Consider the following 14,183-nt stretch of genomic DNA (forward strand, 5'->3'; position numbering starts at 1 on the left):
TCAGTGGCGGCGTGGTTTGAGTACGGCAGGTTTTTCGTCCGGTGCGTGCTGCAGCAGGAACAGCGCGCTCAGCGCTTCGGGAATCTGCACGATCATGTCGTCCTGCAGGTTGGCATCGCTGGCGATGTCGGCGAACTCCGGTTGCTCGTCGAACAGGCCCGAACCGACCATGATCGGCAGGAGCATTTCGCTGACTTCATCCTCGGAGTTGTCGAACCAGGCCTCTTCACGCAGGAACACGCCCTCCATGAAGCCGATGCACCAGCCGCGCAGGTCCGAGTCGTCCGGCTCGTCGGTCAGGTCGAGTTCGCATGGCAGGTCGAATTCCTCTTCGCTGGCCAACTGGCGAGCGATGTGGCCCTTGAGGGCTACCAGCGTCGCTTCGATCTCGGTGCGTTGGGCATCGCTGGTGTAGTGGGGCTCTTCAGCGAACAGCGCGTCGATCCATTCGCGCTCGGGAACCTCTTCCGAGCAGATCGACAGTGCGGTCAGGTAGCCGTGTGCGGCGACGTAGTCCAGCGCTTCTTCGTGCAGCTCATCGGCATCGAGGAAGGCTTGCAGGCGGGTCAGTTGCTCGGCGAAGGACATTACAGGGCTACCTTGGGGAATAAACGATAACGAATTCTAGCACCTTGCGGCGTTCACGGGGCAAAGGGAACGTCTGTCACCGCAGCCTGCCGTGGGCTGAGCCAGTCGGGTATACTCCGCCACTTTTCATGTTGGGTGGCCTGTGCGGCGATCCGGCAAAAAACGCTTACGCATTTGTACGGTGCCTGGCGGATTTATCGTCCAGCCTGTGTCCAGGATGGTACGGCGATTTTGGAGTGGCAAATGCTCGAACAGGCTCAGCGCGTCCTCAAGGATGTCTTCGGTTACGACAGTTTCCGTGGGCGCCAGGCCGCGATCATCGAATGCGTGGCCAACGGCGGCGATGCCCTGGTGCTGATGCCCACCGGCGGCGGCAAGTCGCTGTGCTTCCAGGTGCCGGGGCTGCTGCGCCCGGGCCTGACGGTAGTGGTGTCGCCACTGATCGCGTTGATGGCCGACCAGGTCGCTACCCTTGACGAACTGGGGGTGGCCGCCGCGGCGCTCAATTCCTCCCTCAGTGCCGAGCAGCAGCGTGAACTGGCCGGGCGCCTGCGCCGCGGCGAGGTGAAGATGCTCTACCTGGCGCCCGAGCGCCTGGTACAGCCGCGCATGCTGGATTTTCTGCGCGACCTCGACATCTCGCTGTTCGCCATCGATGAAGCCCACTGCGTATCGCAATGGGGCCACGACTTCCGCCCCGAATACCTGCAACTGGGCCAGCTCGCCGAGCTGTTCCCCCATGTGCCGCGCATCGCCCTCACCGCCACCGCCGACATGCGCACCCGCGAGGAAATCGTCCAGCGCCTGCACCTGCAGGGCGCCGAGCGCTTCCTGTCGAGCTTCGACCGGCCGAACATCTTCTACCGCATCGTGCCCAAGGAAGCGCCGCGCAAGCAGCTGATGGCCTTCCTCGCCGAGCGCCGTGGCAACGCCGGCATCGTCTACTGCCTGTCACGCAAGAAAGTCGACGAAACCGCAGCCTTCCTCTGCGAACAAGGCTTCCCGGCGCTGCCCTATCACGCAGGCCTGGCAGCCGAAACCCGCGCCGCCAACCAGCATCGCTTCCTCAACGAGGAAGGGTTGATCATGGTCGCCACCATCGCCTTCGGCATGGGCATCGACAAGCCCAACGTGCGTTTCGTCGCCCACCTCGACCTGCCCAAGTCGCTCGAGGCCTACTACCAGGAAACCGGCCGCGCCGGCCGTGATGGCCTGCCGTCGGACGCCTGGATGGCCTACGGCCTGCAGGACATGGTGATGCTCAAGCAGATGCTGCAGAACTCCGAAGGCGACGAGCGCCACAAGCGCATCGAGCAGCACAAGCTCGACGCCATGCTGGCGCTGTGCGAAGAGACCCGCTGCCGTCGCCAGTCGCTGCTGGCCTACTTCGACGAAGTACTTGAGCAGCCTTGTGGCCACTGCGACAACTGCGTAGACCAGATACAGACCTGGGACGCCACCGAGCCTGCCCGGCAGGCGTTGTCGGCGGTGTTCCGCACCGGCCAGCGTTACGGCGTCGGCCATCTGGTCGACGTGCTGCTGGGCAAGGACAACGACAAGGTGCGCAACTTCGGCCACGAGAAGCTCTCGGTATACGGCGTCGGCAAGGCGCTGGCCGAGTCCGAATGGCGCTCGCTGTTCCGCCAGCTGGTGGCACGTGGCCTGGTGGACATCGACCTCGAAGGCTATGGCGGCCTGCGGCTGTCCGACAGCTGCCGCCCGCTGCTGCGTGGCGAGGTCAACCTGCAACTGCGCCGCGACCTCAAGCCGCAGACCGTGGCCAAGTCGTCCGGCAGCAGCGGTGGCAGCCCGGCCAGCCAGCTGGTGCGGGCCGAGGAGCGCGAGCTGTGGGAGGCGCTGCGCACCCTGCGGCGCAAACTGGCCGAAGAGCACAGCGTGCCGCCCTACGTCATCTTCCCCGACTCGACGCTGTTGGAAATGCTGCGCAGCATGCCCACCAGCCTCAGTGACATGGCCCAGGTCAGCGGCGTCGGCGCACGCAAGCTGGAGCGCTACGGCCAGGCCTTCCTCGAAGTGCTCAATGGCGCCGGCGGCACCGAGGAAGCACCGAAAGTGGTACTCGACCTGCGCCACGAGCTGGTCAGCCTGGCCCGCGCCGGCATGACCCCGGCGCAGATCGCCGGCCAGCTCAACTGCAGCGAGAAGAACGTCTACAGCCTGTTGGCAGAAGCCATTGGCCGCCAGGAGCTGAGCCTGGAGCAGGCGCTCGACCTGCCCGAAGAGCTGATGATGGAGGTGCAGGATGCCTTCCTCGATGGCGAGGGCGAGCTGCCGCCGGTTTCGGCTGTCGCGCCGCTGTTCGGCGCACGCGTCCCCGAAGGCGTGCTGTATTGCGTGCGGGCGGCGCTGGCATCGGAGTTCGAACTGTGATCGCTGGCATTTGTGCCATTTGCTGACCTTTGTCAGGCGATTACAGGATTATCCGATGTTTCCCAAGCGCTGAACCTTGCCTCATGGGCTGGGGCATGGTTAGCTGACTAATAATTAGTTCTATTCATTGAGTTGCTTATGCCCCTGACCGACAACCAACACCGCTTCGGCATGCAGCTGGCCCAGATGTCCCGGGGCTGGCGTGCCGAACTGGACCGCCGCCTCGCCGGGCTCAATCTTTCCCAGGCGCGCTGGTTGGTGCTGTTGCACCTGGCGCGTTTTGACGATGCGCCAACCCAACGTGAGCTGGCCCAGAGCGTCGGGGTTGAAGGCCCGACCCTGGCCCGCCTGCTCGACAGCCTGGAAACCCAGGGCCTGGTGCGGCGTCAGGCGGTAGTGGAGGATCGTCGGGCGAAGAAGATTGTGCTGTGCCCACCGGCCAAACCGCTGATCGAACAGATCGAGACCATCGCCAATGCTTTGCGCGTCGAGCTGTTCAGCGGCGTCGACGAAGCCGACCTGGAAGTGTGCATGCGGGTGCATGCGAAGATTCTCGGTAACCTCGAGAAATCTTGACAGCAGCGGCAAGTGGCAAGCGGCAAGCCACAAGTGAAAGCGGATCTGCGTACTGACGCGATCCGCTTTTTTCTTGCAGCTTTACACTTGCCGCTTGCAACTTAGAAGGTGTGCCCCAGATTCAGGTACACCGCCTGCTCATTCGCATCGTTGGCCCCATAGCTCAGGTTGAGCGGGCCCAGCGGCGTCTCCAGCCCGAGGAAGATGCTCGCGGCATTGATGTAGCCACTGTCGAACTCATTGTCGTTGTTCCACGCCCGGCCTCGCTCCAGCGACCCGCCCATGTACAGCGGGAAGTCCAGCGGCAGGTAGGCGCGTGGTGTCAGGCGGCGGTAATAGACCATGCGCAGCAGGCTCATGTTCTGCCCGGAGATCGAGTCCTGGCGAAAGCCCGACAGCTGCCGGGCGCCGCCGAACACGAAGCTCGATGTCACCACTTCGGCCTCATCCAGCGTGCGCCCGTAGCGCCCACCCAGCACCAGGGTATTCGGCCCGCTGCTGAAGGCCTTGTCCAGGTTGAACAACCACTGCCGGTAGTTCTGGTCCGAATCCAGTGACTGGTCGTACTTGCGCGCGGTCAGGCCGATCTGCTCGCCGCCATGGGGGAAGTAGACATTGTCGAAGGTATCGTACGAGTACTTGAGCTCGTAGAAGCCCTCGTTGAAGCTGACCTTGGGCAGGCTCTGGTCGCCGATGCGCACCTCGGCCTGGCCCCAGGCCTTGCCCACGCCCAGGCGCACTTCGCCGTAGGTACTGATCTGTCGCCCGACGTTCAGGCCAAAGCCGTAGCGCTCCAGGCGGTATTCGGCCACCGGGTCGTTGTCCAGCGTGGCCTCGACGTTCTGTGAACCGAGGTCCAGATAAGGGGCGATGAAGTAGCGCGAGCCAACGTCCAGCGGCTGGTAGAACTCGCTGTACAGCTCCTGCTGGTCGCCGATCTGGGCGCGGGTGAGCCATTCGGCGCCCAGGCGGTTGATGCCGTTGACCCGGTAGCTGGCGCCCAGGTTGAAGGCGCTGTCGCCGCGCAGGTCATCGGACAGGTTCAGTCCCAGGCGCAGGTAGTCGGTGCCGCCGCGCCGGCCGCGGGCCTTGATCACCAGGGTGTTGGCGTCGCCTTTGTGCACCACGCGGTATTGCACCTGGTCGAAATAGTCCAGGCCGTACAGGGTGCCCATGTCGGTCTGCAGGCGATCGAGTTGCAGCGGCTCGCCGATCGGCTGGCGGATGTAGTATCGAATCACGTCGTCGCTGACCTTGGAGTCGTTTTCCACCCTGATCGCAGTGATCACCGGGGTGCGCTGGCCGGGTGAGCGGGCCACCGCCAGGCCGGCATCACCGTCGGCCTGGCGCAGCGCCGCCAGCCGCGGGTCAAGGGCGCGAGTGGCGCGGTAGCCGGCGTCGATCATGTCGCGGGCGCGGCCGAAGTCGGTGACGCCGAAGCTGGCCAGCGGCGGCTGCACCAGGATGTCGTCGCGGGCCAGGCTGGCCAATTGTTCCTCGGAGTTGCGCCGGGTCATCAGTGTGATTGACTGGTTGAGCACATCGACCACCGTGGCCAGCTGCTTGCGGTTGCGCAGCGGGGTGCCGATGTCGACCACGATGGCGATGTCGACGCCCATCTCGCGCACCACATCCAGCGGGATGTTGTCGGTCATGCCGCCGTCCACCAGCAGCCGGCCGTCCAGTTCCACCGGGGCGAACACCGCCGGGATCGACATGCTGGCGCGCACCACCTGGGGCAGGTGGCCGCGGCGGAACACCACTTTTTCACCCGTGGTGATGTCGGTGGCCACGGCGCGAAAGGGAATCGGCAGCTTGTCGAAGTCGCGTATGTCGGCGGTGTGCGCCAGCTTGCTCTCCAGCAGCAGCGAGAGATTCTGGCCCTGGATCACCCCCAGCGGCAGGCCCAGGCTGCCATCGTCGCGAAAGCTCAGCTTCTGCTTGACCAGGAAGTCGCGGTCATCCTGCTTGCGGCGGAACGGGATGTCCTCGCGCGGCGGGGCATCGGACAGCGCCTGCTGCCAGTCCAGGGTGGTCGCCAGTTTTTCCAGCTCCTCGACGCTGTAGCCCGAGGCATACAGCCCGCCGACCACCGCGCCCATGCTGGTGCCGGCGATGGCGTCGATGCGCACGCCTTGTTCCTCCAGGGCCTTGAGCACACCGATGTGCGCCAGGCCGCGGGCGGCGCCGCCCGACAGCACCAGGCCGACCTTCGGCCTGGCAGGCTCGGCGGCGAACAGGGTGAGGGAGGTGAGCGTCAGCAAAAGGCATAACAGCAGGCGGCGCATCGTGAGTCTCAAAAGCAGCGGTAAAGACCGCTAGTATAAGCGGCCCTTCCTCTGGAGATGCCCGACATGGCCGACAGCAAACCGCAGATCGTCATTACCTACTGCACCCAGTGCCAATGGCTGCTGCGTGCCGCCTGGCTGGCCCAGGAGCTGCTCAGCACCTTCGCCGACGAGCTTGGCCAGGTGGCGTTGGCGCCAGGTACCGGTGGCGTGTTCCGCATCACGTGCGACGGCGTGCAACTGTGGGAGCGCAAGGCTGACGGCGGCTTCCCCGAAGCCAAGGTGCTCAAGCAGCGGCTGCGCGACCTGATCGACCCCGAACGCGACCTGGGCCACAACGATCGCTGATCAGGCGTTCTCCACCACGGCGCGCGGTTTCACCGGCTGCTCGGCGGCCATGCGGCTGGACAGCACGATGGCGAAGATGATCAGCGCGCCGCCGGCGAGCATGCGCAGGGTGGGGGTTTCGGCGAACACCACCCAGGCCACGGCGATGCCGTAGACCGGCTCCATGCCGAACACCACCGCCGCGGTGCGGGCCTTGATCACGGCCAGGCTGGCGACGAACAGGCTGTGGGCGACGCCGGTGCAGAACACCCCCAGCAGGGCGATCCACAGCCAGTCCATGGGCGCCACGCTGGCCAGCCCCGGGGCGGCGAAGGGCAGCAGGCACAGGCTGACCACCAGGTTCTGCCACAGCGCCGCCTGCACCGCCGGCAGGCGCCCGGAACCTGCGCGGTTGGTCAGTGACAGCAGCGAGAACAGCAGCCCCGAAAGCAGCGCCCAGAGCAGCCCGCCGGTGGCCTCGCTGGCCAGGTCGAAAGCCGGGGTGACCAGCACCAGGCCGATGCTCACCAGCACCACCAGCACGGCCTCGTTGCGACGGATACGTTCACGGAACAACAGGCCTTCAAGGATGACCGTGAAGGCCGGGAAGCTGGCAAAGCCCAAGGTGGCAATGGCCACGCCCGCGACCTTGACCGCGACGAAGAAGCTCACCCAGTGCCCCGCCAGCAATACGCCGCCCAACAGCAGGCGGCGCAGGTCGCGCCCGCCCAAAGGCTGCCAGGCCTGACGCGCCAGGCTGGCGAACAGGCCCAGGGCGAGCACGGCGAAGGCGGCGCGGCCGAAGACGATGATCGACGGGCTGGCACTGGCGGCCAGTTTGCCGAACACGCCGGTCAGGCCGAAGAACAGCGCGCCGATGTGCAGGGCGCCGAGGGCGGTGCGGTGGTTCATGGTGGTCCTTGGGTTGTTTGCGCGATAGGGCTGGTACCGGCGCTCAGTGTAAAAAGCCGGTTCGCCGGTGTCTGTCGCCAGCCTCGCGTCAGTTATCGCCGGGCTCTCGCCGCAACGCCGAAGGTGTGCGGCCAAATGCCCGCAGCACCGCCGCACTGAAGGCACTCTGCGACTCGTATCCCACCCGCGCGGCGATCTCGCCGACTGGCAGCAGGGACTCGCACAACAACTGCCGGGCCATGAGCAGACGCCGCTGGCGAATGTAGTCCATCGGTGTCATGCCGCATTCCGCAGTGAAACGCGCATGCAGTCGAGCGCTGGACAGCCCGGCCAGCCGTGCCAGGTCAGCGACCTGCAGTGGGTAGGCGGCATGCTGATCGATATGGGCGTCGAAGGTTGCGTAGGGCAGGCGGCTGCTGGCGACTATCGGTGCCGCCGCCTGCGGGTTGAGGCTGGCCAGCAACAGCACCGCACCCTGGCGGGCAATCAATGGGTCGTCCATCGGGCTGGTCGCCAGCCAGTCCACCAACTGTTGCTGGCGGTTGTCCAGGCCCAGCGCGCCGGGGCGGTCGAGCAGGCGGCGGCTGGCATCGGCATGCGCCCCCAGCTGTTCGCCGAGCCAATGCTCGCCCGGCACATCCAGCACCAGGCAGTGACTGCCGGCGGTGCTGCCGCAGGTATGGTGGGCACCGGCAGGCACCACCATCAAGGCCTGGCGATCGACCCGCGCACCCTGGCCCTGCACCTCGAAGTCCAGCCGCCCGCGCAGGCCGAACACCAGTTGCGGGTGCTCGTGGCTGTGGGCGATCAACTCGTCACGGTAGTGGCGCAGTGAGAGCAGCGGGGCGGTGGTCATGGTGGGTCCTCGCAGGGCAGGGGAAGAGTGTACACCCGGCAAGGCGCGATCAGTCGTCATCGGCCTGCCACCAACCTGTCACCTGTGCCTGCCAGTCTCCAGCAAACAGTGCCGGAGCCTGCCCATGACCCATGCCGAAACCGTCCGCCCGTCACGCCGCAGTGAAACGCGCATGCAGTCGAGCGCTGGACAGCCCGGCCAGCCGTGCCAGGTCAGCGACCTGCAGTGGGTAGGCGGCATGCTGATCGATATGGGCGTCGAAGGTTGCGTAGGGCAGGCGGCTGCTGGCGACTATCGGTGCCGCCGCCTGCGGGTTGAGGCTGGCCAGCAACAGCACCGCACCCTGGCGGGCAATCAATGGGTCGTCCATCGGGCTGGTCGCCAGCCAGTCCACCAACTGTTGCTGGCGGTTGTCCAGGCCCAGCGCGCCGGGGCGGTCGAGCAGGCGGCGGCTGGCATCGGCATGCGCCCCCAGCTGTTCGCCGAGCCAATGCTCGCCCGGCACATCCAGCACCAGGCAGTGACTGCCGGCGGTGCTGCCGCAGGTATGGTGGGCACCGGCAGGCACCACCATCAAGGCCTGGCGATCGACCCGCGCACCCTGGCCCTGCACCTCGAAGTCCAGCCGCCCGCGCAGGCCGAACACCAGTTGCGGGTGCTCGTGGCTGTGGGCGATCAACTCGTCACGGTAGTGGCGCAGTGAGAGCAGCGGGGCGGTGGTCATGGTGGGTCCTCGCAGGGCAGGGGAAGAGTGTACACCCGGCAAGGCGCGATCAGTCGTCATCGGCCTGCCACCAACCTGTCACCTGTGCCTGCCAGTCTCCAGCAAACAGTGCCGGAGCCTGCCCATGACCCATGCCGAAACCGTCCGCCCGTCACGCAAGCAGCGTGTCCGTACCCTGTGGATCTCCGACGTGCACCTGGGCACCCGGGATTGCCAGGCCGAACACCTGTCGCACTTTCTCAAGGGGTATCAGGCCGACCGCATCTACCTGGTCGGCGACATCATCGATGGCTGGAAACTGCGCGGCGGCATCTATTGGCCCCAGGCACACACCAACGTCATTCGCCGCCTGTTGACCATGAGCAAGCGCGGTACCGAAGTCATCTACGTCACCGGCAACCATGACGAGTTCCTGCGCCGTTATTCCAAACTGATCCTCGGCAATATCCAGCTGGTGGACGAAGCCGAACACCTCACCGCCGATGGCCGTCGCCTGCTGGTGATCCATGGCGACCAGTTCGACGTGATCACCCGTTATCACCGCTGGCTGGCGTTCCTGGGCGACCGCGCCTACGAATTCACCCTGGTGCTCAACCGCTGGCTCAACCATTGGCGCGCCCGTTATGGCTATGGTTACTGGTCGCTGTCTGCCTACCTCAAGCACAAGGTCAAGGGCGCGGTGAGCTTCATCAGCGATTTCGAGGATGCGATTGCCCACGAATGCACCCGGCGAGGCTTCCAGGGCGTGGTCTGCGGGCATATACACCATGCCGAAATACGCCGGGTTGGCGAGGTGGAATACCTCAACTGCGGTGACTGGGTGGAGTCGTGCACGGCGCTGATCGAGCATTGGGACGGGCAGATCGAGCTGTACCGCTTCGCCGATGCCCAGGCGCGCGAGGTGGCGCAGCGGTTGGCGGAGCTTGGTGAACCGGCGTAAACCGTGCTGGCTTCATCGCTGGCAAGCCAGCTCCCACTTCGATCGCGCGCGCCTCAAGCCATACGCATTCCTGTGGGAGCCGGCTTGCCGGCGATGAGGCAGGGACTTGCGGCCTATGACTCAGGCAGATTCCTGCAAGGCCGCTTTGTAGACGGATTGCCTCGGCTGGGCGAACACCCGCTCGAGCATCGGCTCGAAGAACGACAACGGCAGGCTTTCATAGTCGGGGTCGAACGCGGCGGCATCGTAGCGCGCACAGAAATCGATGGTCTGCTGGTACTGCGGGTGTGCGCTGAATTGCTCGCGCAGGTGCCGGTCCATGCCCAGGTGGTGGAAGAAGTAGTAGCCCTGGAAGATCCCGTGGTGTTCCACCATCCACAGGTTCTCCGGGCTGACGAAGGGCTTGAGGATCGCCACGGCGATGTCCGGGTGGTTGTAGCTGCCCAGGGTGTCGCCAATGTCGTGCAGCAGCGCGCAGATCACGTACTCCTCGTCGCGCCCGTCACGCCAGGCTCGACTGGCGGTCTGCAGCGAATGGCTGAGGCGGTCGATGGGGAAACCGCCGAAATCGCCGTCGAGCAGGTGCAGGTGCGCCAGGATGCGGCGTGGCAGTTGGCGGGCATAGGCGCGAAAGTCATCGGCGATGATCGCCCAGTCCTGGGCGGTGCCATCGCGCATGTGGTTGAAACTGGCTTGCTGGTTCATTGCCTTTGGGCTACTCGAGGCGGGGACATGCCAGCAGTGTTGGGCATGTCGGCGGGCCTGGCAGTGGCCGGCGGGGACGTGAACCTGGCCTTGCAGGCCGTTATTCAGAGGCTGAGCCGGCCCAGCAGAATGTCGCGAAACATGGCGAAGTCGCCGATCAGGCTGTACCAGGGGTGGGTGAAGGTGGCCGGGCGATTCTTCTCGAAGAAGAAGTGGCCGGCCCAGGCGAAACCGTAGCCGGCCAGGGGCACGGCGAGCAGCAGCAGCCACTTGCCGCTGGCGAGGGTGTAGGCGAGCAGGGCAATCACCAGGCTGGTACCGACGAAGTGCAGGCGGCGGCAGGTGGGGTTGCTGTGCTCGCCCAGGTAATAGGGATAGAACTCGGCAAAACTGCGGAACTGCGCTGTGCTGGTCATGGCTGTGCTCCCGAAGCTGCTGTTTGAAGACAGGATACACGGCGTGGAGCCTGAATCGAGTCTAGAGTCAGCTGATGCGCTGGCCAGTGACAATTGGCGCCAATTGAGTATCCTTTCGATTCACCGCAGGAGCGGTCAGCACAAGAAGCCTGTCATGAGTGAGAGAACCACTTCAGCCAGCTGGGCATCAGGGATCGTCAAGGCGCTTGAGCTGGAGGGGCTCGACTGCCCGGCCATGTTCAGGCAACTGGGACTGGATTTTGCCTCCCTCGAAGACCCCGATGCGCGTTTCCCCCAGGACGCCATGACCCGGCTGTGGCAACTGGCGGTCGAGCTGTCCGGCAATGAAGCCATCGGCCTGAACATGGCGCGGGTGGTACGCCCGGCTTCGTTTCATGTGGTCGGTTATGCGCTGATGTCCAGCCGTACCCTGGCCGAAGGTTTCGAGCGCCTGGTGCGTTACCAGCGGATCATTGCCGAAAGCTCGGACCTGAGCTTTCGCCTCGGGCCGGAAGGCTATTCGCTGATCCTGACGGTGCATGGCGACCACCTGCCGCCCACCCGGCACAGTGCGGAAGCCTCGCTGGCGTGCGCCCTGGCGCTGTCGAGCTGGCTCAGCGGGCGGCCGATCCAGCTGCGGCGGGTGCTGATCCAGGGCCCGCAGCCGAAGAATATCGAACCGTACAAGGTGGCGTTCCACGCACCACTGGTATTTGGCGCAGCCCATGATGCGCTGCTGTTCGAGCGCGCCGACATGGAGGCGCCATTGCCCACCGCCAACGAAGCCATGGCCATACTGCATGATCGTTTTGCCGGCGAGTACCTGGCGCGGTTCTCGGAGAGCCGGGTCACCCACCGGGTGCGCCAGGTGCTGTGCCGCATCCTGCCGCAAGGCGAGCCCAAGCGCGACACCGTGGCCCAGGCCCTGCACCTGTCGCAGCGCACCCTGCAGCGGCGCCTGCAGGACGAGGGCACCAGTTTCCAGACCCTGCTCGATGACACCCGCCGGGAACTGGCCGAGCAGTACCTCGCCCAGCCGGGTACCACCTTGCTGGAAACCGCCTACCTGCTGGGGTTTGCCGACCCGAGCAACTTCTACCGGGCGTTCCGCCGCTGGTTCGATGCCACCCCCAGCGAGTACCGCGCGCGCTTGACCCTCAGTGACGCCAGAACGCTGGCATGCACAACACCAGCACCGTGATGATCTCCAGCCGGCCCAGCAGCATGCCGCCGGCCAGGATCCACTTGGCGGCATCCGGCAAGGTGGCGTAGTTGCCGGCCGGGCCGATCACCTCGCCCAGGCCCGGGCCGACTCCCGAGACGGTGCCTGCGGCGCCGGTCAGCGCGGTCATCCAGTCGACGCCCAAGAGCGACAGCAGCAGGGCGATGATGCAGATGGTGATGGCGAAGAAGAACGAGAAGGTCAGGATCGAACGCACGATCTCTTCGTCGAGACGGTGGCCGTTGTACTTCTGCTTGATCACCGCGCGCGGGTGGATCAGCTGGTTGAGGTTGGCCTTGAGCAGGATATAGGCCACCTGGAAACGGAAGATCTTGATGCCGCCTGCGGTCGAGCCCGAGCAGCCCCCGACGAAACCCAGGTAGAAGAACAGCATCAGCGAGAAGTTCCCCCACAGGCTGTAGTCGCCCAGGGCGAAACCGGTAGTGGTGACCACCGAGGTGACGTTCAGCGCCACGTGGCGCAGGGCATCGAGCCAGTGCAGGTCGGTGGTGGCCCAGTACCAAGTGCCCAGCACCAGCCAGGTGGCCACCAGCATGCCGAGCAGGCCCTGGACCTGCTGGTCCTTGATCAGCGCCTTGCGGTGGCCGCGCAGGGTGGCCACGTAGAGGGTGAACGGCACGCTGCCGAGGATCATCACCACCACCGCGACCCAGTGCACCGCCGGGATGTCCCATTTGGCCAGCGACTGGTCGGAGGTGGAGAAACCGCCAGTGGAAATCGCCGACATGGCGTGGTTGATCGCATCGAACAGGCCCATGCCCGCCCACCAGAACGCCAGGCTGCCGAACACCGTGATGCCGACGTAGACCCCGACGATCGACTTGGCGACCATGTGCGAGCGCGGCATGACCTTCTCCGAGCGGTCGGACGACTCGGTCTGGAACAGGCGCATGCCACCGATGCGCAGCAGCGGCAGGATCGCCACCGCCATGCCGATGAAGCCGATACCACCCAGCCAGTGCAGCATCGAGCGCCACATCAGGATGCCGGGTGACATGCTGTCCAGCCCGCTGAGCACCGTGGCGCCGGTGGCGGTAATGCCCGACATGCTTTCGAAGAAGGCATCGGTGTAGCTGATGTGCTGGGTGAGCAGGAACGGCAGGGCGGCAAACACGCACACCACCAGCCAACTGCTGACGGTCAGCAGGTACATGTCGCGCGGGCGCAGGTGCACGTGTTCGGGGCGGCCGGGCACCACCAGGCCGAGGCCGGCGACGAAGGTGATCAGGCTCGACCAGAGGAACGACGGCATGTCGCCGGTGCGTTCGAAGACCACCAGGGTCGCCATGGGCACCACCATGCTCACCGCCAGGGTGATCAGGAAGATGCCGATGATGAAACCAATGATCCTTAAGGTCGGCAACGCCATGTGATCTGCCCTGACTCGCAACGGAAAGGGCGCCATTTTAAGCCGCAAGTTGCAAGCTGCAAGCTTCAAGTGCGAACGGGGCGGTATCGCGGCTGCTTTTTCTTGCGGCTTGCAGCTTGAAGCTTGCAGCTTGAGAATGGCGGCACTTTCAACTTGCCAGGAGGGAAGCCGATGGAGGCTCTCGACGCATTGCTCAACCGTGTTTCCGTGCCACGCCTGACGGAGCCCGCGCCCAACGCCGCGCAGCGCGAGGCGCTGTTCCAGGCGGCGCTGCGTGCGCCGGACCATGGCCAGCTGCGGCCTTGGCGCTTCCTGACCATCGAAGGGCAGGGCCGCGAGAAGCTCGGCGAGCTGTTCGCCGAAGCGGTACAGGCCAAGGGTGATGCCACCCAGGCTGCGCTGGACAAGGCCCGGGCCATGCCACTGCGCGCGCCGCTGCTGATCGTGGTGATCGCCAAACTGCAGGATCACTTCAAGGTGCCGAAGATCGAGCAGCGCCTGGCCGCTGGTTGTGCGGCCCACGGGATCCTGATCGCGGCGCATGCCCAGGGGATCGGCGCGGTATGGCGCACCGGCGACATGGCCTTCGATGCCCATGTGCACAAGGGCCTTGGGCTGGCCGAGAACGAAGAACTGATCGGCTACCTGTACGTCGGCACGCCTATGGCCGAGCCGCGCACCGCGCCGATCCTGGAAACCGCCGAGTACGTCAGCGCCTGGGGCGAGTGATTTGGCGGGGGCCGCTTTGCGGCCCTTCGCGGGTAAACCCGCTCCCACAGGATCGCGCGCGCCTTGAGAATGGCGCAGTCCTGTGGGAGCGGGTTTACCCGCGAAGAGCTGCATGGCAG

13 protein-coding genes and 1 pseudogene are annotated in these 14,183 nt (G+C 65.4%); 6 read left to right on the top strand and 8 right to left on the bottom strand.

Annotation, left to right across the window (positions count from 1 at the left end):
• Window positions 1–588: a YecA family protein gene (locus ACQ4N9_RS11830; protein WP_347148289.1), complete on the bottom strand. Its 588-nt coding sequence runs from the start codon at window positions 586–588 to the stop codon at window positions 1–3.
• A gap of 243 nt (window positions 589–831) precedes the next feature.
• On the opposite strand from ACQ4N9_RS11830, the gene recQ reads away from it, so the two are divergent.
• Window positions 832–2,979, top strand: coding sequence for a DNA helicase RecQ (gene recQ, locus ACQ4N9_RS11835; protein ID WP_390967219.1), 2,148 nt, complete (start codon window positions 832–834; stop codon window positions 2,977–2,979).
• Window positions 2,980–3,117: 138 nt separating this feature from the next.
• Window positions 3,118–3,555, top strand: coding sequence for a MarR family transcriptional regulator (locus ACQ4N9_RS11840; RefSeq protein ID WP_125465059.1), 438 nt, complete (start codon window positions 3,118–3,120; stop codon window positions 3,553–3,555).
• Window positions 3,556–3,656: 101 nt separating this feature from the next.
• Here ACQ4N9_RS11840 and ACQ4N9_RS11845 read toward each other — a convergent pair whose 3' ends face one another.
• Window positions 3,657–5,843, bottom strand: coding sequence for a patatin-like phospholipase family protein (locus tag ACQ4N9_RS11845; RefSeq protein WP_390967220.1), 2,187 nt, complete (start codon window positions 5,841–5,843; stop codon window positions 3,657–3,659).
• A 66-nt stretch (window positions 5,844–5,909) separates the two neighbouring features.
• On the opposite strand from ACQ4N9_RS11845, the gene ACQ4N9_RS11850 reads away from it, so the two are divergent.
• Window positions 5,910–6,191 carry a SelT/SelW/SelH family protein gene (locus ACQ4N9_RS11850; protein WP_110991950.1) on the top strand — a complete coding sequence of 94 codons (282 nt, stop codon included), beginning with the start codon at window positions 5,910–5,912 and terminating at the stop codon, window positions 6,189–6,191.
• On the opposite strand, the gene ACQ4N9_RS11855 is transcribed toward ACQ4N9_RS11850, so the two are convergent.
• The 3 genes and pseudogenes from ACQ4N9_RS11855 to ACQ4N9_RS11865 all read right to left on the bottom strand — a co-directional run.
• Window positions 6,192–7,082: a DMT family transporter gene (locus ACQ4N9_RS11855; protein ID WP_390967221.1), complete on the bottom strand. Its 891-nt coding sequence runs from the start codon at window positions 7,080–7,082 to the stop codon at window positions 6,192–6,194.
• A gap of 88 nt (window positions 7,083–7,170) precedes the next feature.
• On the bottom strand, window positions 7,171–7,938 hold the full coding sequence (locus ACQ4N9_RS11860; protein ID WP_390967222.1) for a helix-turn-helix transcriptional regulator: 768 nt from the start codon (window positions 7,936–7,938) through the stop codon (window positions 7,171–7,173).
• 157 nt (window positions 7,939–8,095) lie between these two features.
• Window positions 8,096–8,662: pseudogene (locus tag ACQ4N9_RS11865) on the bottom strand (AraC family transcriptional regulator); the annotation flags it as partial.
• A 124-nt stretch (window positions 8,663–8,786) separates the two neighbouring features.
• Here ACQ4N9_RS11865 and ACQ4N9_RS11870 point away from each other — a divergent pair.
• Window positions 8,787–9,602: a UDP-2,3-diacylglucosamine diphosphatase gene (locus ACQ4N9_RS11870; RefSeq protein ID WP_258642742.1), complete on the top strand. Its 816-nt coding sequence runs from the start codon at window positions 8,787–8,789 to the stop codon at window positions 9,600–9,602.
• Between the two features lie 120 nt (window positions 9,603–9,722).
• Here the strand turns inward: ACQ4N9_RS11870 and ACQ4N9_RS11875 are convergent, their stop codons facing one another.
• Window positions 9,723–10,307 carry an HD domain-containing protein gene (locus ACQ4N9_RS11875; RefSeq protein ID WP_390967223.1) on the bottom strand — a complete coding sequence of 195 codons (585 nt, stop codon included), beginning with the start codon at window positions 10,305–10,307 and terminating at the stop codon, window positions 9,723–9,725.
• Between the two features lie 104 nt (window positions 10,308–10,411).
• Window positions 10,412–10,723, bottom strand: coding sequence for a DUF962 domain-containing protein (locus ACQ4N9_RS11880; RefSeq protein ID WP_125465053.1), 312 nt, complete (start codon window positions 10,721–10,723; stop codon window positions 10,412–10,414).
• A gap of 154 nt (window positions 10,724–10,877) precedes the next feature.
• On the opposite strand from ACQ4N9_RS11880, the gene ACQ4N9_RS11885 reads away from it, so the two are divergent.
• Window positions 10,878–11,924: an AraC family transcriptional regulator gene (locus ACQ4N9_RS11885; RefSeq protein ID WP_390967224.1), complete on the top strand. Its 1,047-nt coding sequence runs from the start codon at window positions 10,878–10,880 to the stop codon at window positions 11,922–11,924.
• Here the strand turns inward: ACQ4N9_RS11885 and ACQ4N9_RS11890 are convergent.
• A complete protein-coding gene (locus ACQ4N9_RS11890) occupies window positions 11,881–13,335 on the bottom strand; it encodes a TrkH family potassium uptake protein (protein ID WP_110991943.1) in 1,455 nt (484 codons plus the stop codon). The genes ACQ4N9_RS11885 and ACQ4N9_RS11890 overlap by 44 nt on opposite strands.
• Before the next feature lie 171 nt (window positions 13,336–13,506).
• Between ACQ4N9_RS11890 and ACQ4N9_RS11895 the strand changes: the two genes are divergently transcribed.
• Window positions 13,507–14,064 carry an NAD(P)H nitroreductase gene (locus ACQ4N9_RS11895; RefSeq protein ID WP_125465051.1) on the top strand — a complete coding sequence of 186 codons (558 nt, stop codon included), beginning with the start codon at window positions 13,507–13,509 and terminating at the stop codon, window positions 14,062–14,064.
• Window positions 14,065–14,183 lie beyond the last annotated feature (119 nt).

The organism is Pseudomonas sp. ES1 (genome assembly GCF_050586605.1).
GTDB lineage: Bacteria > Pseudomonadota > Gammaproteobacteria > Pseudomonadales > Pseudomonadaceae > Aquipseudomonas > Aquipseudomonas sichuanensis.

Excerpts from the sequence above, each read along its gene's own strand:
- ACQ4N9_RS11830 (WP_347148289.1), bottom strand. The coding sequence starts at position 588 with ATGTCCTTCGCCGAGCAACTGACCCGCCTGCAAGCCTTCCTCGATGCC.
- recQ (WP_390967219.1), top strand. The coding sequence starts at position 832 with ATGCTCGAACAGGCTCAGCGCGTCCTCAAGGATGTCTTCGGTTACGAC.
- ACQ4N9_RS11840 (WP_125465059.1), top strand. The coding sequence starts at position 3,118 with ATGCCCCTGACCGACAACCAACACCGCTTCGGCATGCAGCTGGCCCAG.
- ACQ4N9_RS11845 (WP_390967220.1), bottom strand. The coding sequence starts at position 5,843 with ATGCGCCGCCTGCTGTTATGCCTTTTGCTGACGCTCACCTCCCTCACC.
- ACQ4N9_RS11850 (WP_110991950.1), top strand. The coding sequence starts at position 5,910 with ATGGCCGACAGCAAACCGCAGATCGTCATTACCTACTGCACCCAGTGC.
- ACQ4N9_RS11855 (WP_390967221.1), bottom strand. The coding sequence starts at position 7,082 with ATGAACCACCGCACCGCCCTCGGCGCCCTGCACATCGGCGCGCTGTTC.
- ACQ4N9_RS11860 (WP_390967222.1), bottom strand. The coding sequence starts at position 7,938 with ATGACCACCGCCCCGCTGCTCTCACTGCGCCACTACCGTGACGAGTTG.
- ACQ4N9_RS11870 (WP_258642742.1), top strand. The coding sequence starts at position 8,787 with ATGACCCATGCCGAAACCGTCCGCCCGTCACGCAAGCAGCGTGTCCGT.
- ACQ4N9_RS11875 (WP_390967223.1), bottom strand. The coding sequence starts at position 10,307 with ATGAACCAGCAAGCCAGTTTCAACCACATGCGCGATGGCACCGCCCAG.
- ACQ4N9_RS11880 (WP_125465053.1), bottom strand. The coding sequence starts at position 10,723 with ATGACCAGCACAGCGCAGTTCCGCAGTTTTGCCGAGTTCTATCCCTAT.
- ACQ4N9_RS11885 (WP_390967224.1), top strand. The coding sequence starts at position 10,878 with ATGAGTGAGAGAACCACTTCAGCCAGCTGGGCATCAGGGATCGTCAAG.
- ACQ4N9_RS11890 (WP_110991943.1), bottom strand. The coding sequence starts at position 13,335 with ATGGCGTTGCCGACCTTAAGGATCATTGGTTTCATCATCGGCATCTTC.
- ACQ4N9_RS11895 (WP_125465051.1), top strand. The coding sequence starts at position 13,507 with ATGGAGGCTCTCGACGCATTGCTCAACCGTGTTTCCGTGCCACGCCTG.